This is a genomic window from Sodalis sp. C49 (assembly GCF_046352915.1).
Taxonomy (GTDB): domain Bacteria; phylum Pseudomonadota; class Gammaproteobacteria; order Enterobacterales; family Enterobacteriaceae; genus Acerihabitans.
This window is the reverse complement of record NZ_CP163303.1, coordinates 3,148,367-3,170,770: the sequence shown is the minus strand read 5'-3', so window position 1 is coordinate 3,170,770 and position 22,404 is coordinate 3,148,367. Positions and strand designations below refer to the sequence as shown.

General features: G+C 57.0%; 20 protein-coding genes and 1 pseudogene. 10 read left to right on the top strand and 11 right to left on the bottom strand.

The window, feature by feature from the left end; translation table 11 throughout:
* The first annotated feature begins 32 nt into the window (after positions 1-32).
* Both ABUK12_RS14295 and ABUK12_RS14290 read left to right on the top strand, forming a co-directional pair.
* A complete protein-coding gene (locus ABUK12_RS14295; protein ID WP_410012486.1) occupies positions 33-1,415 on the top strand; it encodes an MFS transporter in 1,383 nt (460 codons plus the stop codon).
* Positions 1,416-1,690: 275 nt separating this feature from the next.
* Positions 1,691-2,746, top strand: a complete 1,056-nt coding sequence (locus tag ABUK12_RS14290) for a LacI family DNA-binding transcriptional regulator (RefSeq protein ID WP_410012485.1) — start codon at positions 1,691-1,693, stop codon at positions 2,744-2,746.
* Between the two features lie 75 nt (positions 2,747-2,821).
* Here the strand turns inward: ABUK12_RS14290 and ABUK12_RS14285 are convergent, their stop codons facing one another.
* The 4 genes from ABUK12_RS14285 to ABUK12_RS14270 are packed head-to-tail and all read right to left on the bottom strand — an operon-like array spanning position 2,822 to position 6,291.
* Positions 2,822-3,637, bottom strand: coding sequence for a CoA-transferase subunit beta (locus ABUK12_RS14285; RefSeq protein ID WP_410012484.1), 816 nt, complete (start codon positions 3,635-3,637; stop codon positions 2,822-2,824).
* A gap of 4 nt (positions 3,638-3,641) precedes the next feature.
* Complete coding sequence (locus ABUK12_RS14280) at positions 3,642-4,535, bottom strand: CoA transferase subunit A (protein ID WP_410012483.1); 894 nt, start codon at positions 4,533-4,535, stop codon at positions 3,642-3,644.
* Complete coding sequence (locus ABUK12_RS14275) at positions 4,532-5,401, bottom strand: hypothetical protein (RefSeq protein ID WP_410012482.1); 870 nt, start codon at positions 5,399-5,401, stop codon at positions 4,532-4,534. The genes ABUK12_RS14280 and ABUK12_RS14275 overlap by 4 nt, the downstream gene beginning before the upstream one ends.
* On the bottom strand, positions 5,398-6,291 hold the full coding sequence (locus tag ABUK12_RS14270) for a CoA transferase subunit A (RefSeq protein WP_410012481.1): 894 nt from the start codon (positions 6,289-6,291) through the stop codon (positions 5,398-5,400). Before ABUK12_RS14270 ends, ABUK12_RS14275 begins: the two co-directional genes overlap by 4 nt.
* Positions 6,292-6,581: 290 nt before the next feature.
* On the opposite strand from ABUK12_RS14270, the gene ABUK12_RS14265 reads away from it, so the two are divergent.
* A complete protein-coding gene (locus ABUK12_RS14265) occupies positions 6,582-7,637 on the top strand; it encodes a LacI family DNA-binding transcriptional regulator (RefSeq protein ID WP_410012480.1) in 1,056 nt (351 codons plus the stop codon).
* Positions 7,638-7,670: 33 nt separating this feature from the next.
* Here ABUK12_RS14265 and ABUK12_RS14260 read toward each other — a convergent pair whose 3' ends face one another.
* From ABUK12_RS14260 to ABUK12_RS14245, 4 genes are all read right to left on the bottom strand, one after another.
* Complete coding sequence (locus tag ABUK12_RS14260) at positions 7,671-9,452, bottom strand: EAL domain-containing protein (RefSeq protein ID WP_410012479.1); 1,782 nt, start codon at positions 9,450-9,452, stop codon at positions 7,671-7,673.
* Positions 9,453-9,644: 192 nt separating this feature from the next.
* Positions 9,645-10,160 (bottom strand): GNAT family N-acetyltransferase, encoded by a 516-nt coding sequence (locus tag ABUK12_RS14255; RefSeq protein WP_410012478.1) that lies wholly within the window; start codon positions 10,158-10,160, stop codon positions 9,645-9,647.
* Positions 10,160-10,429 (bottom strand): DUF1778 domain-containing protein, encoded by a 270-nt coding sequence (locus tag ABUK12_RS14250; protein ID WP_410012477.1) that lies wholly within the window; start codon positions 10,427-10,429, stop codon positions 10,160-10,162. Before ABUK12_RS14250 ends, ABUK12_RS14255 begins: the two co-directional genes overlap by 1 nt.
* Positions 10,430-10,948: 519 nt before the next feature.
* Positions 10,949-11,686, bottom strand: a complete 738-nt coding sequence (locus ABUK12_RS14245) for a GntR family transcriptional regulator (protein ID WP_410012476.1) — start codon at positions 11,684-11,686, stop codon at positions 10,949-10,951.
* Between the two features lie 333 nt (positions 11,687-12,019).
* Here ABUK12_RS14245 and tkt point away from each other — a divergent pair, with 333 nt between their 5' ends.
* The 6 genes from tkt (at position 12,020) to ABUK12_RS14215 (ending at position 18,320) form a co-directional block, all read left to right on the top strand.
* Positions 12,020-14,020, top strand: a complete 2,001-nt coding sequence (gene tkt / locus ABUK12_RS14240) for a transketolase (protein WP_410016655.1) — start codon at positions 12,020-12,022, stop codon at positions 14,018-14,020.
* A gap of 44 nt (positions 14,021-14,064) precedes the next feature.
* Positions 14,065-14,514 (top strand): PTS sugar transporter subunit IIA, encoded by a 450-nt coding sequence (locus tag ABUK12_RS14235; RefSeq protein WP_410012475.1) that lies wholly within the window; start codon positions 14,065-14,067, stop codon positions 14,512-14,514.
* 42 nt (positions 14,515-14,556) lie between these two features.
* On the top strand, positions 14,557-14,829 hold the full coding sequence (locus ABUK12_RS14230) for a PTS sugar transporter subunit IIB (RefSeq protein WP_410012474.1): 273 nt from the start codon (positions 14,557-14,559) through the stop codon (positions 14,827-14,829).
* 30 nt (positions 14,830-14,859) lie between these two features.
* Positions 14,860-16,233: a PTS ascorbate transporter subunit IIC gene (locus tag ABUK12_RS14225; RefSeq protein ID WP_410012473.1), complete on the top strand. Its 1,374-nt coding sequence runs from the start codon at positions 14,860-14,862 to the stop codon at positions 16,231-16,233.
* A gap of 572 nt (positions 16,234-16,805) precedes the next feature.
* Positions 16,806-17,573 carry an HNH endonuclease gene (locus tag ABUK12_RS14220; protein WP_410012472.1) on the top strand — a complete coding sequence of 256 codons (768 nt, stop codon included), beginning with the start codon at positions 16,806-16,808 and terminating at the stop codon, positions 17,571-17,573.
* 486 nt (positions 17,574-18,059) lie between these two features.
* On the top strand, positions 18,060-18,320 hold the full coding sequence (locus ABUK12_RS14215; RefSeq protein ID WP_410012471.1) for a hypothetical protein: 261 nt from the start codon (positions 18,060-18,062) through the stop codon (positions 18,318-18,320).
* A 131-nt stretch (positions 18,321-18,451) separates the two neighbouring features.
* Here the strand turns inward: ABUK12_RS14215 and ABUK12_RS14210 are convergent, their stop codons facing one another.
* Together ABUK12_RS14210 and ABUK12_RS14205 are read right to left on the bottom strand one after the other, a co-directional pair.
* Positions 18,452-20,623, bottom strand: a complete 2,172-nt coding sequence (locus ABUK12_RS14210) for a YgiQ family radical SAM protein (protein ID WP_410012470.1) — start codon at positions 20,621-20,623, stop codon at positions 18,452-18,454.
* Between the two features lie 242 nt (positions 20,624-20,865).
* A complete protein-coding gene (locus ABUK12_RS14205) occupies positions 20,866-21,177 on the bottom strand; it encodes a hypothetical protein (RefSeq protein ID WP_410012469.1) in 312 nt (103 codons plus the stop codon).
* A 289-nt stretch (positions 21,178-21,466) separates the two neighbouring features.
* Here ABUK12_RS14205 and ABUK12_RS14200 point away from each other — a divergent pair.
* Positions 21,467-21,677: pseudogene (locus tag ABUK12_RS14200) on the top strand (hypothetical protein); the annotation flags it as partial.
* 21 nt (positions 21,678-21,698) lie between these two features.
* Here ABUK12_RS14200 and ABUK12_RS14195 read toward each other — a convergent pair.
* Positions 21,699-22,388: an HAD-IA family hydrolase gene (locus tag ABUK12_RS14195; protein WP_410012468.1), complete on the bottom strand. Its 690-nt coding sequence runs from the start codon at positions 22,386-22,388 to the stop codon at positions 21,699-21,701.
* Positions 22,389-22,404 lie beyond the last annotated feature (16 nt).

The following is a 22,404-nucleotide window of genomic DNA, read 5'->3' as shown; positions in this document are numbered from 1 at the left end:
ACCCTACACTAATAGCTCCTGACGGAGGTTATATGACTAACGTAACGAACGAAACCGCGCAACAGCCCGCGGCGGAGAAAATAAATAAAAAGGAATTGTCGCGTGTGGCGTTTGCCAGCCTGATTGGCACTTTTATCGAATTTTATGACTACTTTATTTATGGCGCGGCGGCGGGGCTGGTATTTCCCCATCTGTTTTTCAGCGATATGCCGCCCACCGTCGCCACTATCGTTTCGTTCGCCACGCTGGGCGTGGCCTTTATTACGCGCCCCATCGGCGCCGTAATATTCGGCCATTTCGGCGATACGATCGGGCGCAAGGCGATGCTGCTGGCCTCGGTGACCATTATGGGCGGCGCGACCGTGGTCATCGGCCTGTTGCCCACCTATGAAACCATCGGCGTGGCCGCGCCCATCCTGCTGGTGATAACCCGGTTAATCCAGGGGCTGGCGGTGGGCGGCGAGTGGGGCGGAGCCACCACCATGATGATCGAATACGCGCCGCCGAACCGGCGCGGCTTTTACGGCACCTTTGTCCAGTTGGGCAACGTATTCGGCGTACTGGTCTCGACCATGGCGTTTGCGCTGGCCTCGTCATTGCCGAAGGACATCTTCCTGGACTGGGGCTGGCGCATTCCTTTCCTCGCCAGTATTTTGCTGATGTTCGTGGGCATCTTTATCCGCCTGAAAATCCAGGAACCGCCGATGTTTCGCAAAGTGCAGGCGGAACGCGAGAAAAATAAGCTGCCCATCGTGGTGGTATTTAAAAAGTTTCCCAAACAGATTTTCCTGGCGGCCGGGCTGCGCGTCAGTGAAAGCGTGGTGGGTTACCTGGTTATTAGTTTTGTCTTGCAATATTGCACCTCTCACTTTGGCATGCAGGGCAATACGGTGTTACTCGGCGTCATGATTGCGGCGGCGTCGGGGATTATTACCTTCCCGCTGTGGGGACTGCTTTCCGATAAAATCGGCCGCCGGTCGGTATTCCTCATCGGCTCCCTGGGTTCGTGCCTGCTGGCCTATCCGTTTTACTACTTGATCAACACCGGCAATATCTGGGGTATTTATGCCGGTCTGGTGCTGGCCTACAGTTTTATTGTCGGGTCGATGTACAGTATCGAACCCTGCTATTTGTCGGAACTGTTTTCCACCGAAGTACGTTATACCGGCGTCTCCGTCGGCTCGCAGATTGCCGGTATCTTCGGCGGCTTTACCCCCGCGGTCGCCACCGTGCTGGTGGCCTGGGCCGGCGGCGCATTCTGGCCCATAGCCCTGATGATTATCGTCTGCGGCCTGATTACCGCGCTGTGCGCCCTCGGGGCGGGTGAAACGCTCGGGCGCGATCTGAACAGCGATATGATGCCGGTAAAAAAGCATAAAGGTAACGCCGAATCGTACCTGCTGAAAACGCGCTAGTCACGTGTCCCGGGGCGAAGGCGCGGCGCGCCGACACCGGCCGGATGCTATCGCCCCGGCGCGCTTCGTTTAACGGTTTTCTGCTTTCACGCCGGCGCCGCTGCGGGCGGGTCGCTCCGGCGGCGAGCACGGGGCCGGCCTGACCGCCGGGGCCTGGCGCGGGGATATCTCTGATTATGTGAATAAAAACGTTTTTTTAAGCGGGCGCGACGGTACAATAACGTTCACGAAGGTTTCCCGACTCATCTCGCTTAAGGGTGCAAGGTTCGGATTGAATGGCAAAAAAATCGGCGCCAGGTAAGCGCCCGTCATCGACTAACAAAGTCTCCATCCATGATGTGGCCCGCGAAGCGGGGGTTGCCCTGTCCACGGTATCCAACGCGCTGAGCGGCAAGGACAATGTCAGGGCGGACACCCGGCTGAAAGTACAGGCGGCGGCCGACCGGCTGGGCTACCGGGTATCGGTGGTGGCGCGGTCCCTGCGCATGCGCCGCACTTTTACGCTGGGCGTGCTGCTGGCCGACGTGGCCAACCCGTCGTCGCCGGATTTCCTGCGCGGCATCGAGGATGTGGCCGATCAAGAACAATGCAGCCTGCTGGTGTGCAACACCGACGGCAGGCTGGAAAAACAGCTCGAGCAGATGCGCGTGCTGCTTGACCGTCGGGTGGATGGCCTGGTGCTGCTGTCGCAGCACTGCGGGCAGCCGGAGGTCAGGGAACTGCTGGCGGGCGATACGCCCTACGTGCTGCTGCAACGCCGATCGCTTGCGCATGAAGACACCTATGTCGGCGCCAATAACGAGGAAGGCATCGGCGCGGCGGTGAAGCACCTGGCCGGCCTTGGCCACCGGCGTATCGGCCTGATTCGCGGCCCCGGCGACTCCTCCACCGCCGACGAACGTTATGAGGCCTACCTCCAGGCCATGGCGGCGCATCGGCTGCCGGTGCCGCCCGGCTATGTGGTACAGGGCGATTACCATGTCATGGGCGGGTACCGGGCCGCCAAACGGTTTTTCGCCATGGACCCGCGGCCCACCGCGATACTGGCGGCCAATGATATGAGCGCCATCGGCGTGATGAATGCCGCCCATGAGGCGGGACTGGCCATACCGGCCGATTTTTCGTTAATCGGCCTGGATGATATCGAGATGGCGTCGTTTTCGCCCATCAACCTGACCACCATTGCCCTGCAGCGGCGTGAAATGGGCGCGGCGGCCAGCACGCTGCTGATGAAAATGATCCGCCAGAAAAGCACGCCCAAGCCTAAAAAGAAAATCTTCCCGATGAAGCTTATCGTGCGCGGGTCCACCGGGCCGGCCAAAGCGGACTAACCGGCGGCGTCAGGGGCCATATTCCGCGCGCTATTCCCCGGCCGGTTCCAGGCCGGAACCGGCGCGATAATCCGGTTAAACCGATCCTGGCTGGAACAGCGTGCCGTGCGGATCGATCACCTTGCGAATCAAATGCACCTCTTCCGCCGTCGGCGGCGCGGTTGGCCGGGGCTCGCCTTCAATAACCGGCTCGAACCCCATATTGTCCAGCACCTGCTCCAGGGTAAAACCCGGATGTATCGAGCGTAAACGCATCATTTTCGACGCCGGATGGAAATCGAAAATGGCTTTGTCGGTTACGCACAGGCTGGGACCCGGGCCGGGCAGGCCGAGCGCCCGGCGGCTGTCGCCGCCGTCGAGATACCCGACGCTTGTGATAAAATCCACCTTCGGCACAAACCCGCGCCGGGACAGATCGGTGACGATAATCGGGCGTTTGATAAAAGCCAGGTGCTCGGTTTGCGCCAGGCAGCCCACCAGCCTGGTTTTCGGCGGGCTGCCGCCGCCGAGGGCGGTAATATTGAGGTTGCCGTAACGATCAACCTGCGGCGCGGACTCAAAGGACACATCAAACCGGCCGCGGGTCACCATATCGATTTTATAGCCCACATCGGCGGGGGACGCGGCGGCCGGCCAGCGGGTATAGGCATCCTGCAGCAGCGCGTCGGGAATGGCGTCAAGGGACGGGGTCAGCAGGTTGCCCCAGTAAATGGAGAACCCGGGCGCGTGCCGGATCTGCGCCAGGCGCGCGGCGGCGATGGGGATGCCCACCGCCAGGGTAAAGGCGCGGGCGGCGGTGCCCAGGCCGACAAAACCCAGCTCGTCATCGCGCAGTTCGCGGGCGATGGCGGTTATCATCAGTTCTTCCGTGGTGTAATCATCTGCGGTCATAAGCTTATATCTCCCTGGCGACGTCAAAGGCGCTGAGCGCGGTATGGGAACCGAATTTGTCCAGATAGCCGGCGCGATCCCGGGTGGCGAGAATATAGTCGCGCAGGTACCGCGCCGGCCCGTCCGGCTCTTTTGCCGCCGCCAGCCAGGCTTTCAGCGCCGCCTCGTCTTCGTTATAAAACCCATCGGTGGCGGTGGGATGCGCGCCGTAAGGCGTTTCGATCACCGCCTCCACCAGGGTGTGCGGAATGTAGGTCAGCGCCGGGCGCCGGCATATTTCGGCATGGGGCACGATTTTCTCCACGGTAACGATCAGGCGCCTGGACGCGCAAGCCATCATCTGATCGATGTCATCGCTGTCGCGCACCACCGGCCACTGCACATTGCCATATTCATCGGCCACATAGCCGTGCAGCAGGGTAAAATCCGTTTCCGCCGCTTTCAGCGCCAGGTAGGTGTCGCCGCTGAACGGACAGGTAATAGGTTTGATTTCCTCCGGGCTGCCGGCGCGCATGCCGGTGCCCAGCAGGGCTTTCGACGGCAGGAAGCTCAGCCCCATGGCCGCCGCGCGAAAGCGGGCCACGAAGGCGGATTCGGAATAATCATGGGTCTCGATCGCGCCGTCCTGCACCGCGCGGCGGAAATTGGGCGCCAGCCCGTGGCGGAAGAAACCGGCGTAAATGCCCTCCCAGCGCCGGATGGCGCCGGCGGCGGCGAGCATATCGGTGGCGAGCGTGGTCGCCCAGGTCAGCAAATGCAGGCCGGTAATATCCTGGCGGATCAGTTCGTGCACCAACGCCATCGGCTGGCGGCGCAGCAGCGAGCCGCCCAGGGCGACAGTGGCGCCCGAGGGGATACGGGACACCGCGTCGGGTAGGGTGGTCAGTTTGGATTTCATGGCGTTCCTCGTGTGGTGGCGCAGTATGCCGTGGGGGAGCCGCTTCCCCGCCCATGGGGGATCAGCACGTGATGGGGGTCGACCCGGCGGCGCAAAATGGCGAGCTCCTCGCGGGTGGGCAGCGGGGTGACCGGCGCGTCCGCAACGGACACCGGGAACCCGGTGCTGCGCCGCACGTCGTCCGGGTCGATGCCGGGATGGATGCTGACCACCCGCGCGTGGCCGGAAATGTCGTCGAAGGCGAAAATGCATTTCGGCGTCACTATCCATTCCGGCCCGCCGTGGTTCAGGCCCAGGGCCCGGCGCCCGTCCCGGCCGCCCGGATAACCGACGCCGGACACATAGTCCACCTGCCCGACCAGGCTGCGCGCCTGGTGATGGGGCATCATCAGGTATTCGCGGCCGAAGCAGGTCATATGCTCCGGCAGCAGGATGGAGCCGACCAGGCGCACGTCCGGGCGGCGATAATCGCCGATGCAGGTGCTGTTGATATTGCCCTGCCGGTCCACCTGCACGCCGGAGCCGAAACCGAAATCCACATCCCCGCGCCGTACGGCGTAGTGACCGGGGTAACTTTGCATTTGCGCCTCGCAGGGCAGATCCTGCAAGCGGGTGTCGAATTCCGCGGTGGGCAGCGCCCTGAGGGCGGAAAAATCGGGATTAATACACCAGCCGGCCAGCAGGATGGTTAAATTGGGGGCATGGGTATGGCGGGCAAATTCCATGGCGGCCAGGGGAATGCCGGTAATATACAGGGCGGCCGCGCCGCCGGTCGCAAGACCGGTAAAACCCACTTCGCCGTCGCGAAAGCGCCTGGCGAGCGTAATGGTGATGATTTCCTCAAGCGTACAGTCATTCGCACTCATGCGGGCAGCTCCGTATTGCGCAGGGCCAGCAGGCGCGTCAGTCCGATGCGCTCCAGCCAGCCCATCGGCGTCAACGCCCGGGTTTCGTCCTGCCAGGCGGCGAATTGCCCAGGCGTCGCGCTGGCCGCCACATATTCCGCGAAGGTCGCGTCGTCGCAGTCGTAAATACCGGGCAGCGAGGTAGGGTGCGCGCCAAATGGCGCCTCGACGATATGCGTGGTGCGAAAGGCCGGGATTTCCACCAGGTGCGGCTGTTTTTGCAGCTCCCGCGGGGTGACGATTTTTTCCACGCTGACAATCACCGTATCGCAGGCGCGGGTTAAGGTGATATCCACGCTTTGCGGCAACATCTTGCGCCGGTGAAACGCCACGTTACCGTATTCGTCGCCAATCGGCGCGTGCACCAGCACCACATCCGGCCGGGCGGGCGGCACCGCCCAAAGCTGAGCGGCGGTGAGGGGGCAGGTGAACGGCACGATATCCGCATTGTATTGCGCCACGCCGCTGCCGCCGAGAAAGGTGCACGGCCAGAACGGCAACCCTTCCTGGGAGGCGCGAAAGCGGTCCCAGGCCAACAGTTCAGGATAATCCACCACCTCCAGCCGGCCGGCTTCCACCGCCCGGCGGAAATTTTTCGCCAGGCCGAATTTTTCCAGCCCGACATAGGAGGTCTCGATACGCGCCACGGCCCCGGCGCCGATAAGCCAATCGGCCTCAATGGCGTTAACGATGCCGACAATGGTCAGGTTGCGCCGTTGCTGACGGACCAGTTCACGCGTCAGGGCCATGGGCCGCTGGTAGATGGCGAACCCGCCCAGGGCGATGCGCTGCCCGTCCCTCACGGTATGCACCGCGGTTTCAAGCGTAGTCAGTTTTGTCGTGCGGCTCACTATCCCCCCTTATCCGGCGTCTTATCGCCCGTCCATCGTCAGCCCGGCAGGTTATGAATCGTATATGAGATCGATCTCATATATAATGAAAAAAAACGCCCAACGGGGCGGATGAAGCGTCGCTCTGCGGTGAATACCCGGCGGTAAAGCACGTGGTCATGACGGCGGCGACCTGGTTTATAAATTATCGGGCTTTGCGAGCGCTGGCTGTGAGATCGATCCCAGTTTTAACATCGTTAACCAGTGTATAACCCGGGAGGAAACCTATGGGCCGGCGGGAAGAAGGCGCAATGAAGAACATCACTACCATCACGGCGGCGGCCAAACGCCCGACGCTGCTGGATATCGCCCGCGAATGCGGCCTCTCGCGCGCGACGGTGGCCCGGGCGTTGTCCGGCAAGGGATACGTCAATCCCCAGCGCAGGCAGCTTATCCATGATACCGCCGAACGCCTGGGATACCGCACCTCGGCCATCGCCCGCGCGCTGCGCACCCAGAAATCCGCCACCATCGGCGTGCTGATTGCCGATATCACCAATCCCATCTTTCCCGAGATCGTCAAGGGCATAGACGAAGCGGTATCCGTGGACAACTACACCCTGTTTCTGTGCAACACCGATGAGGACGTCGCTAAGCAACGCGCCTTAATCCGTTCCCTGCTGGACCGCCAGGTGGACGGGCTTATCCTCATATCCCAGACCGTCGCGGATGAAGCGCTCGCATTGCTGCAGGCGGGCCCGCCCTGCGTCTTTGTCAATCGCCGGCCCGACCCCCTGTTCGGCGATTATATCGGCCCCGATAACGCCATGGGGGTGGCGCAGCTGCTGGAGCATCTTTACGCGCTGGGGCATCGCCGCATGGCCTATGTGGCCGGTCCGGCGGCGTCCTCTACCGCCCAGGAGCGGCGGGCCTGTTTTATCCGGGAAATGGCGCGCCTGGGCTGCCCCGTGCCGGAGGGATTTATTATCGCGGGGTCCTACCAGGGGGAAAGCGGGCGACTGGCCGCGGCGGCTTTATTAGCGTGCGCCCCGCCGCCCACCGCCATCCTGGCGCCCAATGACTTTGTCGCCCTGGAAATCATCGCTTTTTTAAATGAACGCGGCTTACGGGTACCGGACGATATCTCGGTGACCGGTTTTGACGATGCGTTCAAGCTGGGTGTCGGCGGCCTGTATGCGCTGCGCGCGCAGGGGCTGACCACCATCGATCAGCCAAAACGGCAACTGGGCCGCCTGGCGGGCGAGGCCCTGCTAAAGCGCATGGCGCAGCCGGGCGCGCCGTTCGCCACCACCCTCCTGCCGACGCTATTAGCCGTCAGGGACAGCACGGCGCCGGCAAAATCCTGACCGGGCCGCCCCGTCGGCGGGCAAACGCCGGGATTAACCGTGCGCCGTTTGATAATGCCCCAGCCAGGTTTCCAGATGCGCCGCCGTCAGCGGCGGCGAGTGATAAAAGCCCTGGACTTCATCACAGCCCAGCGCGCGCAGCGATGTAAATGTGCCGGCGTCCTCGACGCCTTCCGCCAGCACGGTATAGTCCAGCGCCTTAAGCATGCTGATCACATGGCTGACGATAGTATGGCTGGCCTTGTCGGTGGTCAGGGTTTTGATAAGGGAACGATCGAGTTTGATGATATCCAGGGGCATTTTGCGCAGATAGCCGATATTGCTGTAGCCGGTGCCGAAGTCATCCAGCGAAATGGTAAAGCCCCGCTGTTTTAACCTCTCCAGGCCGTGCAGCGCCTCGGCGCTTTCCAGCACCCTTTCCGTCTCCAGGCATTCAATGCCCAGCAGCGCGGGCGGCAGCCCGTGCGCCGTTATTTTTTCCGCCAGCGCATCGGCAAAATGCGGCCGGGATAAATCGCTGACGCCGACGTTAATGGAAACCGGCAAATGTATCCCTTTTGCCGACCATTGCTTAACCTGGTCCAGGGCCGCGTTGATGACCCAGTCGGTCAGCGCGGCCATCAGGGTGGTTTTTTCCAGCAGCGGGATAAACCGGTCGGGGGTGATGTTGCCCAGCGCCGGATGCTGCCAGCGGATCAGGGCTTCAAGCCCCGTTACCCGCCCGTTGCGTAAGGCGATTTTGGGCTGGAACACCAGATACAAGCCGGGTTTGCCATGCAGGTACGGGTAGAAATCATTCAGCAGCCGGAAATCCTCTTTTTGCCGGGCGTCGCTGGCGGCGTCATACGCCATGACGCGTTTTTTGCGGCCGATGGCGTCATGCAGGGCGCTTACCGCCCGGCGCAGGATTTCGGTAGGATCCAGCTCACCCGGCGCAAAGCCGACATAACCCGCTGAAATATGCAGGTCAATGTTGATTTGCGTGTTGATATGGGCGCTAAGCCCCGCCAGATGGTCGTTAAGCTCCGCGGGCGGTATCGGGCTGTCATCGTCCATAATCACCGCGTACCGTCCGGTGGCGACGCTATACAGCGTATCATGCCACTCCAGTTTCAGCCTGAGCAGGGTGGCCATATCCCTGAGCATATCCTCCACCACCGTCATGCCCAGGGAACGGGCGATTTCATAGGCGAAGGGCATATCGATACAGTCAAACAACATCAGGCGATAGCGCCTGACCGCGCCGGGTGTTTGCAACAGGCGCAGATCGTTCATCAACCGCTGGCGGTTGGGCAGCAGGGTCACCGCGTCGATATAGCCAATGTTATGCCAGGCTTCCAGGAACGCCGAAACCAGCCCGGCCATAATGCGCAAGGTCGCGATCTGCTCGCTGGTAAAGAGACGGGGCTGGATATCAATCAGGCACAGGGTGCCGATAATCACGCCGTCCCGCGACCGCAGCGGCGCGCCGGCGTAAAACCTGACATAAGGCTCGCCCCGCACAAACGGGTTATCGCGAAACCGGGGGTCCAGGCGCATATCGGCGCAGACCGTGATATCGTCGGCGGCCACGGCGGTCAGGCAAAATGCGTCTTCCCGCCGCGTTTCCGTCACCGGCGCCGGAAGCGCGTAGGGCGCTTTTAAATACTGGGTATCGCCGTCGAGGATAGCGATAAAGCTGGTGGCGATGCCCAGCGTCTTGCCGGTCAGCCGGGTCATCCTGCCCAGTATTTCGTCACGATCATGCTCATCCGCTTTCAGCAGCTCAATGGCCGCCAATCGTTTTTTTTCGTCATGACTCAGGTTTGTCAGCATGATCAGGGCCCTTGCGGACGTTCCCAACGGGAAGCCGGTGTAACATCTCACCTTAACGGCGGCTATGGAATGCCGGGGTACATCTTTACCATAGCATTTCATCGGGCGACTTGCCCACACCGCTAAGGACAATATGAGGGAATCGGCCGGCCATAAACAATTTTTATTCCGCACGCGGGGCGTACAGGTGCATTAATGCCGATGTAAGGAAGACAGAGCGCGGGTGATATCGCCGTTTAACGGTAAATACAAGGCATGCTCATTTTTTTCAAAAGAATAGAAACCATATTTTATATAAAATGCCTTGGCCCGGGGATGTTTTGCCTGCGCGTTAATCGCCCAGACCCCTATGGCGGAGTTAAGGGTATTAACGATGGCGTCGACGATAAGCGAGCCGCCCAGGCCTTTACCCTGATAACGAATATCGACCGCCAGCCGGCCAAGCAGGGCGGTGGGCACGGTCGGGTAGCGCGGCAGTTTTTGGGTGGCGGATGCCGCCAGGGCATTGATATTCACGGCGTAGGACGAGAGGGTGTAAAAGCCCAGCACGTTATTATTATTATCCGCGGCCGCATAACATTGGGTAAAGCGTTCGCGGTTTTCCTGGCCGGCATATTTCGCCAGATAAAGATTCAGGCAGGGGACGCCGCAGTCAAAATCCGTTTTATTATGCTGGTCACCGAGCAGCGTAAAGGTCAGCGCGCGCATTATCTTCCGCCGAACTCCCTGCGCCGGCCCATGGCGCGCAATAGTCCGGCCGGCGTCTTACGATCCTCCAGCAATGTCTCGGCGAACCGCAGCTGATCTTCCATCGCCAATTGCAGTACCGCCGCTTCTTCTATCGCCTGTTTTGCGGCGTCATGGGTGGCGGTAATGATAAAGTCCGTCATGGTGATTCCCTGCAGGTCGGCGGCATGTTTGATTAACGCGTGAAGCGCCAGCGGAATACGGGCTTCAAGCCTGGCGGTTGTTGCCATGGTCACCCCTTTGTTCAGAACCCGGCAGTTTGCCGTACGGGAAGTCTACCTTAATCTTAGCCTGTTTATAATAACCGTTAGCGATAAAAATGACTTATTGCACATATGATCTAATAAGTAAAAATAGTTGCAAGATATTTTTATTAATTAATTATTTTAATTAGTACGCATTAATAGAAAAAATACATAACCTGATGATATGACGAATATTTTTATCGCCGCCGCTTCTGTTGGCACGGAAAAATACGGCGATAATTTACATATCAGCGAAAAAAATCGCTATTTAAATGTGATTATAACGGTGGTGATTTTCATAATATCGTGGCGACGCAATAAGCTTTTAATGCTATTTTTGCGCAAATAGAGCAATAACTCATTTAAACTATTTGTGCGGTTGGGCGCGCAACGTCACCGGGCGACGTTTACTAAGGCCCGGCCATTATACAAAGCAGGAATATATGCGGGGGTTTTTATGCCGGCGACGCTGTCTCAGTCATCTTATGCCGCTACGGCCGGCTATCAATCGCCGCGTACCGATACCTGGCTCAGGTGCAGCATATTGGTATTGACGATGGCGATATTCACTTCAAAAGGCGTACCGTCATCCAGATACACGACCTCATATAACTCCATCATGGCGTCATTTGGTTTTATATTCATATGTTTGATCATTTCCAGATCAGTAGCATTAAATGCATGAAAATTTTGATCACGTTTATAAACCTTTTTCCCGGTAATCCGCTCGATATAAGAATATTTGGAATTTTCCAGCTCTTTAAACTCTATTGAATTAAACAGAGATACCGGGAAATGGATATACTCCAGCGAAACCGGAATGTCGTCGAAGCTCATCAGCCGCAGTATTTTATAAACCGAATCGCTGTTTTTAATACGCAACGCCTGTGCCATCGCGGCGTCGGGAACGGCGACAATACTGGCGGAAATCACTTTGCGGCCGGCGCGATGGCCGCCTTTTTGCGCCTGGTAATCAAAAGGAGACAGCGCATGGAACCGGCCGGATTGATTATTTTTACCAATGGAGCCGATATAGATACCCGACCCCTTGATGCGATAAATCCGGCGCTGATCGATAAGGATGCGGGTGGCTTCGCGCACCGTGGCGCGGGTGAGGCATAGCGCCCGTGCAATGGCTATTTCCGTGTCCAGTTTATCCCCGGGCTGCAGATCCGCTTCCTTTATTTTAGCGAGGATATAGTCGATAACCTCTTTTTGTTTTTCCGTAATATTGTCGGTCATCTCGTCATCTTCCGCCGCGTTATCAGATTGCGCACACCAAAGGCATAGTTTCCGGAGCGGGTAACAGAAGTCCACCAGCCGGCACGATGTGCATGATAAATGTGATCAAGTTAACAGCTTTACTGTAAAGCCATCCTGTCTGCTCATCTTTGCAAGCTTACCTCTTGTGTATAGTCACGTCCAGGTGCATTCTAAAGATGACTATACAAATTCAACATGTACATACTGCTATGGATTCTGTGTGTTTTTATCGTCTGCGTTTCAAGCTCAGGGGCAATCCCCTCGGCTTGGCAGCACCACATAAGGTTCATGGATTCAGTCGGATAGGGGAAAATCGTGGAAGAGAAGCAGCTGGCGAACGCCATAAGGTTTCTGAGCATCGATGCCGTGCAGAAGGCCAACTCGGGACATCCCGGCGCGCCGCTGGGCATGGCGGATATGGCGACTGTGTTATGGCGGAAGTTTTTAAAACACAACCCGGCCGATCCGCAGTGGATTAACCGCGACCGCTTTGTGCTGTCCAATGGCCATAGCTCGATGCTGCTGTATTCCCTGCTCCATCTGACCGGTTATGACCTCGGTATCGAGGATTTACGCAATTTCCGCCAGCTGCATGCCAAAACCCCGGGGCATCCCGAATACGGTTATACCCCCGGGGTGGAAACCACCTCCGGGCCGCTGGGCCAGGGCATTGCCAACGCGGTGGGCATGGCCCTGGCGGAAAAGACGCTGGCCGCGCAGTTTAACCGGGAAGGTTTTCCGGTGGTTGACCATTTCACCTATGTATTTATGGGCGACGGCTGCCTGATGGAGGGGATTTCGCATGAAGCCTGTTCGCTTGCCGGCACCCTTAAACTCGGCAAGCTTATCGCGCTTTGGGACAACAACAATATCTCCATCGACGGCCATGTCGACGGCTGGTTTAGCGATGATACCCCGGCCCGTTTCCGCGCCTACGGCTGGCAGGTCATCGCCGATATCGATGGCCATAACCCCGGGCAGGTGGCGGCGGCGCTGGAACAGGCCAGAAATGAACCACACCGGCCCACGCTTATTTGCTGCAAGACCACCATCGGCTACGGTTCACCCAACAAGGCCGATAGCCATGACAGCCATGGCTCGGCGCTGGGGGCGGCGGAAGTGGCGCTGGTCCGGCAAACCCTGGGCTGGACCCATGCCGCGTTCGAGATCCCGCCGGATATCTACGCCCACTGGGACGCGCGCGAAACAGGCGCCGCCGCCCAGGCGGAATGGCAACAGCTGTTTACGCGCTATCGCCGGGAATACCCCGAAGAAGCCGCCGGCTTAGTACGGCGCAGCCAGAAAATCCTGCCGGCGGACTGGCATGCCAACAGCCAGGAGTATATCCGCCGGCTGCAGGCTAACCCGGCCAACCTGGCCACCCGCCAGGCCAGCCAGAAAGCGCTTGACCAGTTTATCCAATGGCTGCCGGAACTGCTGGGCGGATCGGCTGACCTGTCGCCCTCCAATTTAACCCGCCACGGCCAGGCGCGCGATATTACGCCGGATGACGCCTCGGGCAACTATATCTCCTATGGCGTGCGCGAATTCGGCATGTCGGCGATGATGAACGGCGTGGCGCTGCACGGCGGTTTTATCCCTTACGGCGGCACCTTCCTGATGTTTATGGAATACGCCCGCAACGCCGTACGCATGGCCGCGCTGATGAAGATACGCAGCATTTTTGTCTATACTCATGATTCCATTGGTTTAGGTGAGGACGGGCCGACGCACCAGCCGGTGGAACAGCTCGCCGCATTACGTCTGACGCCGAATATGGAAACCTGGCGCGGCTGCGATCAGGTCGAGGCCGCCGTGTCCTGGCAGCAGGCCATCGAGCGTAACGACGGTCCCAGCGCGCTGGTGTTTACCCGCCAGCCGCTGGAGCAGCAGCCCAGGAACGCGCGACAACTGGCGGATATCGCCCGGGGCGGCTACGTGCTGCGCGATTGCGACGGTGTTCCTGAACTTATCATTATCTCGAGCGGGTCGGAGATCGAGCTGGCTGTTTATGCCGCCGCCGGGCTCACGGAGCAAGGCAGGCGGGTACGCGTGGTCTCCCTGCCCTGCGTTGAACGCTTCGAAAAACAGGACGCGGCCTGGCGCGAAAGCGTGCTGCCCATCGCGGTGCGTAAACGTCTGGTGATTGAAGCCAGTATCGCCGGATTCTGGCAAGGGTATGCGGGACTGGACGGCAAGGTTATCGGTATGAACAGCTTTGGCGAGTCGGCGCCGGCGGCGGTGCTGTTCGGGCATTTCGGCTTTACGAAAGATAATGCCCTGGCGGCCGCCCGCGCGCTGCTTACGGCTTAACGCGCGCCGGCGAATGCAAGGTCAATCAATTGAATGGGTTAAATATGCCAGCTTTATCAACATGGTTAAATGAAGATCGCATCCAGTATGTCAACGCCGTCGGCGACTGGCGGGAGGCCATCACACGGGTGGCCGAGCCGCTGTTACAGGACGGGACTATTTCCGCGGACTATGTGGCGAACATCATCAAGCAAAAAGAGGCCATCGGCCCTTATTTTGTTATCGCGCCGCGTATCGCCATGCCGCATGCCCGGCCGGAGGAAGGCGCCAACCGCCTGGGGTTGTCCATCCTCAAGCTGCGCGAGGGCGTGGTGTTTGGCGCGCAGGAAAACGATCCGGTTGATTTTGTAGTGATGTTCGCCGCGCCTGACGGCAACAGCCATGTGGAGCTGATTGCCCAACTGGCGGAGTTTTTGTCGGATGACGACGTGATGGCGAGCGTATTTAACGCGCGGGATCGGGCGGAATTAATCAAGATCGTGAACAGTTTTTAACTGAGTATCGACACTTATTCACTATGACCAACGAGGTGAAGCATGAAAATTATGGCGGTGTGCGGCGCAGGCTTAGGCAGCAGTTTTATGATGGAAATGAATATCAAGAAGGTCCTGAAAAACCTGAACATTTCCGCGGACGTTGAACATTCGGATCTGGGGTCGGTAACACCGGACGCGGCCGATGTGTTTGTTATGGGCCGGGATATCGCCTATAGCGCCAACCTACCTGAAAACAAGCTTATTATTGTCAACAGCATCATTGATATCAAAGAGCTGGAAACCAAGATAAGCGAATATTTTCAGAAACAATAACAGGTTATACATCTTACCGCTGAGGTTGCTATGTTTATACAAAACCTTTTACTGGTCGTGGTCGACGTGCTCAAGGTGCCGTCTATCCTGGTCGGACTGGTGGCGCTGTTCGGCCTGGTCGCCCAGAAAAAGCCTTTTCCCGACGTCATCAAGGGCACGGTCAAAACCATCCTGGGGTTTTTGGTGCTGGCCGGCGGGGCATCGGTCCTGGTCGGTTCCCTGTCGCCGCTGGGGGATATCTTCAAGCATGCCTTTGATGTGCAGGGCATCATCCCCAACAATGAAGCCATGGTGTCCATCGCCCTGGAAAAATATGGCGCCTCGACCACGTTGATTATGGCTTTCGGCATGGTCGCCAACATTATCGTCGCGCGCTTTACCCGGCTGAAATACATTTACCTTTCCGGCCATGTCACCTTCTATATGGCCTGTATGGTGGCGATTATTTTGTCGGTGGCCGGATTTACGGGCGTGCAGCTGATTTATACCGGTTCCCTGACGCTGGGCCTGCTGATGGCGATTTTTCCGGCGATGGCCCAGCCGTATATGCGCAAGATCATCGGCAACGACCAGGTGGCTTTGGCCCATACCGGCACCGTGGGTTATGTTCTTTCCGGCTGGATAGGCTCGCTGGTGGGTAAGGGATCTAAATCCACCGAAGAGATGAACATGCCGAAAAACCTGAGTTTTTTGCGCGACAGTACCATCTCGATCTCCATCACCATGATGATTATTTATTTTATTCTGGCGATTTCAGCGGGCCGGGAATATGTCGAAAGCCAGTTCAGCCATGGCCAAAACTATCTGGTCTATTCATTTGTGCAGGCGATAACCTTCGCCGCCGGCGTGTTTATTATCCTGCAGGGCGTGCGCTTGATTTTAGCGGAGATTGTTCCGGCCTTTACCGGCTTTTCGGAACGGCTGGTGCCTAACGCCCGTCCGGCGCTGGACTGCCCGATTGTCTATCCCTATGCGCCCAATGCCGTGCTGCTGGGCTTTATTTTCAGTTTTATCGGCGGGCTGGTGGGGTTGTTTTTCCTCGGGCAATTGCACTGGGTATTAATCCTGCCGGGCGTAGTACCGCACTTTTTCTGCGGCGCCACCGCCGGCGTGTTCGGCAATGCCACCGGCGGCAGGCGCGGCGCCATGGCAGGGGCCTTTGCCCACGGTGTATTAATCACCTTCCTGCCTGTGGCGCTGCTGCCGGTGCTCGGCGCCATGGGCCTGGCCAACACCACTTTCTCGGATACCGATTTTGGCGTGGTGGGGATTATGCTGGGCAACATGGCGCGCTTTATGGACCGAGGCACCATTACCATGGCGATAACCGGGGTATTTGTGCTGCTGGTGATTTATAACTTTGCCGCCAGGAAGAAGGTGGCGGTGGAGGAGCGCGAGGTGTAATCGCTCCGCCGGACATACTGAATAAGGGCCGGCGACGGCCCTTTTTATTGCTCATTTGCCCTTGGATGACGTCTCAACAACAAGGGCGCTGTACGAACTTATGTTAAACGTCCCGGGGATTCAGGTTGATATCGCTTTTTTATACACAATAGGTATATTTCCGTTTTATACAAAATATGTATAAAGAGAACTTATACAATATTTGTATGCTGTGAAAATATTTTTTGCATGCATAAATGCCAGACTGGAGGCTCGTTAATATCCGTCCTGGAATTTTATGTCGCGGTCATACTATCTCGATTGTCGCTGAGTTGGCCGGAAATATTCCCGCCGCCGATTAATCCATCACCCACCTGCATCGCGGACTCATGGTCGGGCAGTGCACCGCCGATCGTAAGGCCAGTCGGGCCGGGTAGCGGGACGTCACCCCAACGAATAAAGGCGAGGAAACGACAGCGCGTTACGTTGATGTCGGTGTAATAATAGTTCCAGAATCAAAATCATATGTAGTAATATGTAATCATTGATTATAAGCAAATTAATGATTGCAGTCATGCAAACAGGAAAGTGGAATGGCAACATATGATTTTGTAGTAGGGAATAGCTATACCAAAAATGATCTTTATACCCTGTGCCGTATTCCCGTAGAAAAGCAAAAAGGCAGTTGGAATACCGGCTATACCCAGTACGATGGGGATTGGTTTATCTTTTGTAATATCGGCATGCCGGGGCGTACGGGCCATAACTATGGCAATAGATTCGTTGGGGATGATCTGTTGTGGTATGGCAAGACCGACTCCCATATCAATCAGCCTTCCATCAAATCAATGCGGGATGGAATAGGCAATAATTTCATCTTTTATCGCACAGACGATCGCTCCCCCTTCACCTTCGCGGGCAACGCCAAGGCGATACAGGTGCGCGATATACGACCGGTTGAAATCCTATGGGGGTTTCTACAATCGGGAGAGCAACGCGTTGAGGTGCTGGCGCAAGAAGAGGTGGAGCCGGAAAAGTTCTATGAAGGCGCCACTAAAACCATTTCAGTGAATATCTATGAACGCAACCCCCAGGCGCGCAGGCTGTGCATCGATAAACATGGCGTGTCTTGTGCCGTATGCGGGTTTAACTTTGCCAAGGTCTATGGGGAGGTCGGCAAAGGTTTTATCCACGTCCATCATCTCAAGCCGCTGGCTGGGATTGGGGCGGAGTATCAACTCGACCCCGTTGAAGATCTGCGCCCCGTATGTCCGAATTGCCATGCTATGCTGCATCGGCGCAAACCGCCCTATTCTATTAATGAACTAACTGAATTACTAAAAGAGAATAGTTCCCAGTAAAGCGATTCAAAAGGCACGCTCACTTAAACGGTCATCGTTATGATGTGAGCGTGCTTGAAAAATATTGTTGAATAAACCATGGCGAACTTGTGTATTGTCTATATTGACTTTTTGAAGGATAAACATTAGGGTTACCTCATGCGCTGACCGCTGGAGAAACAATGTCATTGATCGTGTTGATACTTTCAGTATCATTAATGGGATTTTACTTTAAGAATAAAACCGAATTAAATAAAACGATTAATTTTATAAATGTATTTTCCATATGTATGACCCTGTTTTTTATTACTTATTTTATCAGAAATTATAGCTCATCGTCGCCTGAGTTGATTATGTCATTTGATGTATTTATAACTATTTTTTTCATAAGTTTATTCATTGCTGCTTTTGCACACTTAATGTTTTTAAGAATTAAACCTTATTGATATTGGTGAGATTATAAATAAATGGAATTTCATTAACATTTTTTTACAAAAGGAGATAATTATGATCAGACCACCGTTTGGTATTACCCCTAACCCAGCCTGCAATCAACCCAATCCCGTGGGCAATACTAATTACAATACCAATGGTTTATTGCCTTTAGGAATAGGCATTGGAACAACGGTTATGCGGGCTATTCCCACTCCTGTAGGCGTCGGAATTGCGGTTGCCACCGATGTGTTAGGCAGGGCCGCGAATCATATGCCTATTAGTACGCCCATGCCTAACGTACCGATGAATCCCAGTTGGGTTGGGAATAAATAATTTTTTAAGGGCCTAATGAGTTATTAGGCTCTTAAGTCATCGCATTAAATTTCTCGATTAAATCATTTAATTTACCCTATCCACTTTGCGATGGCGGCTGCAATTATCGATTAAACGGACAGCGCACGATCTTATCCTGCTTTTTTCCCTCGCCCGGGCGCCTTGCCACCCGAGCGTGCCGGCTTGCCCGCGGCCTGTGCCCCCATCCCCGTAAATCGCGTTAACGCCGGCTGAGCGTTGCGATCCCGCTTTTTGCCCGTCCTGAGCTCATCCACGGTGGCCGGCGGAATCAAGCACTCCCTGCGGTTGCCGATCAGCTGCTTCATATCCATTGCCGTCAGCGCCTCGCGTATCAGCGGCCAGTTGGCCGGGTCGTGATAACGCAGCAGCGCTTTATGCAAGCGCCGCTGGCGCTCGCCGCGCGGGATCACCACCTCTTCGCTGTTATAATCCACCTTCGCCAGCGGATTTTTACCGCTGTAATACATGGTGGTGGCGCTGGCCAGCGGCGAGGGGTAAAAATTCTGCACCTGGTTCAGCCGGAAGCGGTTTTTCTTCAGCCACAGCGCCAGGTTCACCATATCCTCGTCGCGGGTGCCGGGATGCGCCGCGATAAAATAGGGGATCAGGTATTGCTCCTTGCCGGCCTGCCGGGAATAGGTATCGAACAGCTGCTTAAAGCGCTGATAGCTGCCCATGCCCGGTTTCATCATCTTGGCCAGCGGACCTGCCTCGGTATGCTCCGGCGCAATCTTTAAATAACCGCCAACGTGATGCTCCGCCAGTTCCTTAATATAACGCGGGTCCGCCACCGCCAGGTCGTAACGCACGCCCGAGGCGATCAGGATCTTCTTGACGCCCGCAAGCGCCCGGGCGCGGCGATAAAGTTTGATGGTCGGCTCGTGGTTGGTATCCATATGCGGGCAGATTTCCGGATAGACGCAGGATGCCCGCCGGCAGGTCTGCTCGGCGCGCGGCGCCTGGCAGCGCAGCATATACATATTGGCGGTGGGGCCGCCCAGATCGGAGATCACGCCGGTAAAGCCCGGCACGTTGTCGCGGATTTGCTCGATTTCCCTTGTAATGGAGGTTTCCGAGCGGCTTTGGATAATGCGGCCTTCATGTTCGGTAATCGAGCAGAACGCGCAGCCGCCAAAGCAGCCGCGCATAATATTCACCGAGAAGCGGATCATATCGTAGGCCGGGATAGCGGTATTGCCATAGGCCGGATGCGGCACGCGCTGGTAAGGCAGGGCAAATACCGAGTCCATTTCTTCGGTCAGCAGCGGAATGGCCGGCGGGTTGATCCAGACATAGCGGTCGCCGTGTTTTTGCATCAGGGCGCGGGCGCAGCCGGGATTGGTTTCATGATGCAGGATGCGCGAGGCATGGGCGTACATCACCTTGTCGTTCCTGACCTTTTCAAACGAGGGCAACAGGACGTAGGTTTTTTCCCATGGCTTGGGTTTGGGCGCGCGCACGCTTACCGGCCGGGCGTCGCCGGCGTTTACCGTCCGGGTGGCGCAGGGCAGGTCGTCGCCGTAAGGATTAACCATGGGCTCGATACGCCCCGGCGCATCAAGGCGCGTGGAATCGACGCCGGTCCAGCCGGGCAGCGCTGTTTTACGCAGTACGGCGGTATTACGCACATCGTTGATATCAGCGATGGGCTCTCCCGCCGCCAGGCGGTGGGCCACTTCCACCAGCGGACGCTCGCCGTTGCCGTAAATGAGCATATCGGCCTTGGCATCCACCAGTACCGAGCGGCGCACGGTATCCGACCAGTAGTCGTAATGGGCGATACGGCGCAGGCTGGCCTCGATGCCGCCCAGCACCACCGGCACATCGCTGAACGCCTCCTTGCAGCGCTGGGTATAGACCAGCGTGGCGCGGTCCGGGCGTTTGCCGGCGAGATTGCCCGGCGTATAGGCATCGTCATGGCGCGCTTTGCGATCCGCCGTGTAGTGGTTGATCATCGAGTCCATATTGCCGGCCGTAACGCCAAAAAACAGGTTCGGCTTGCCCAGGCGCATAAAGTCCGCTTTGCCGCGCCAATCCGGCTGGGCGATGATGCCCACCCGAAAGCCCTGCGCCTCCAGCATGCGGCCGATTATCGCCATGCCGAAGCTTGGATGATCGACATAGGCGTCGCCGGTGACCACGATAATATCGCAGCTGTCCCAGCCCAATTGGTCCATCTCCGCGCGGGACATGGGCAGGAAGGGCGCGGTGCCAAAACATTCGGCCCAGTAAAGCGGATAGGAGAACAGCTGGCGTTCGGGGCGGATCAGGCTTGTCGGCACGGGGAACTCTTAAGCGGATGGCGTCTTTGGGGCGAAAATTCTACCGATTTTGCCGGGGAAATGGTGGGGAAATTGCGATCACAATGAGACAGATCAAAAAAATCAGCCCCGCTTATCGCCTGGGCCAGGAAGGCATGGCGGCAATATTACCGGCTGTGCCGTTAACGCTCTTACCGAAATCGCAATGGCCGGAAATGGGCCTGATTAGCATTCAGGCCCTCTAAGTCTTCACATTTTATCTATCAAAGTACATTATCGATCATACACTGGAGGAAAGGTTTGACTTGCTCTTGCCGGTCCTGACTGACGGGTTGGCTTGTTTCGTCGCTAATATTCAGTTCCCTCGTTATTTTATCCTGTTTGTCCGGTGATTTTTTATCAACCGCCACTTTGATATCTATGAGGTACTCATGGCCGTCAGGCAGCAGCCTGGTACAGCTTTTTATCCGCTCACTCTCGTTTTCCCTCAGCTTTACTGACTCATGTGTGGTGTGCGCATACGTGAGTGGGCTAAGCGTTACGATTGGTAATAGCATGCAAAGCAATTTTTTCATCTTATATCCTCGTTAAATTTATTTTTATTAAAAACGCGTTAATTAAAAAAATTATGCCAATTATTCACTTTAAAATTATTTTAAGTAAAATAAAAATGACCCAGAATAATCTAACCGGAATGCAATGCTCGCATACTGCTATTTAAAATAGACTATTGTGGTGTGTTTTTATATAGGGTTGGATGTTGGGTGGGCGGTAAAGTTCATCCATTTTTTAAAATCATTATTCATTTTTTGCAAGTTATAGATAGATTATTTTAATTATAATGTTAATTATATATAGTGATTTAAACACCTGGAGCAGAGGGTGCTGCGTAATCACCGTATCGTGGTATCGGCCATCACCTACGCCGAAATGCGCTTCGGGACAATCGGCCAGAAGGCTTCCCGGCGCCATGCTGGTGACCAATAATATCAGAGAATTTGCGCTGGTGCCGGGACTGGCGCTGGAAGATTGGGTGGAGCTACAGGATCCGGCGGGCTTTAGTGTTATTCGTTAAACTCAGAGGGCAGCGCCGCGTTTAATGCCGCCGCCTTATCTCCTGCGCCAGCGTCGCCAGCGTCGCCAGCTCCGCCACCGGCCGGGGGGCGTCATCGGGGGCGGCCAGTCCCACCCGGTTGTGCCAGAACGTGGGCAGGCCCACTTTGGCCGTGCCGAACAGATCGTAGGCCGAACCGGCCACGAATACCGCCCGGTCGGCGCTGACGCCGGCGATATCCAGGGCCAGTTGATAGGGGCGCGGATCGGGTTTATAGAAGCCGGCCTGTTCCGAGGTGACCACCACATCAAAGGGCACGCCAACGCTGAGGGCCGCGGCCAGACCCAGGCGCTGCGAGCAGTTGGTGACCACGCCCAGCCGGTAATGCCGCGCTAACGCCCTAAGCACGCCCGCGGCTTCCGGCCAGGGACGCAAATCGCGCCAGCCCTCCTCCAGGCGGCGGGCGGCGGCTTGACCCAGTCCGACCCCGGCGGCGGCTTGACCCAGTCCGACCCCGGCGGCGGCTTCCGCCACCAGGGTTTCATAAGGCCGGTAGGCGCCGCAGCCGTAGGTCAGCCCCAGATAGGCCATGCGCCAGGCGCGCCCCGCGTCTTCGGACCCGGCGGCCCGGTTCCATACCGTCCATGAGTCCAGCACGGCGGTAAGCAAATCAAATAACACCAGCTCCACCGGCAATACGGGTGCCCCTGCCTGGATAGCGGTTTGGTCCATGGGTTTCTCCTTGCCT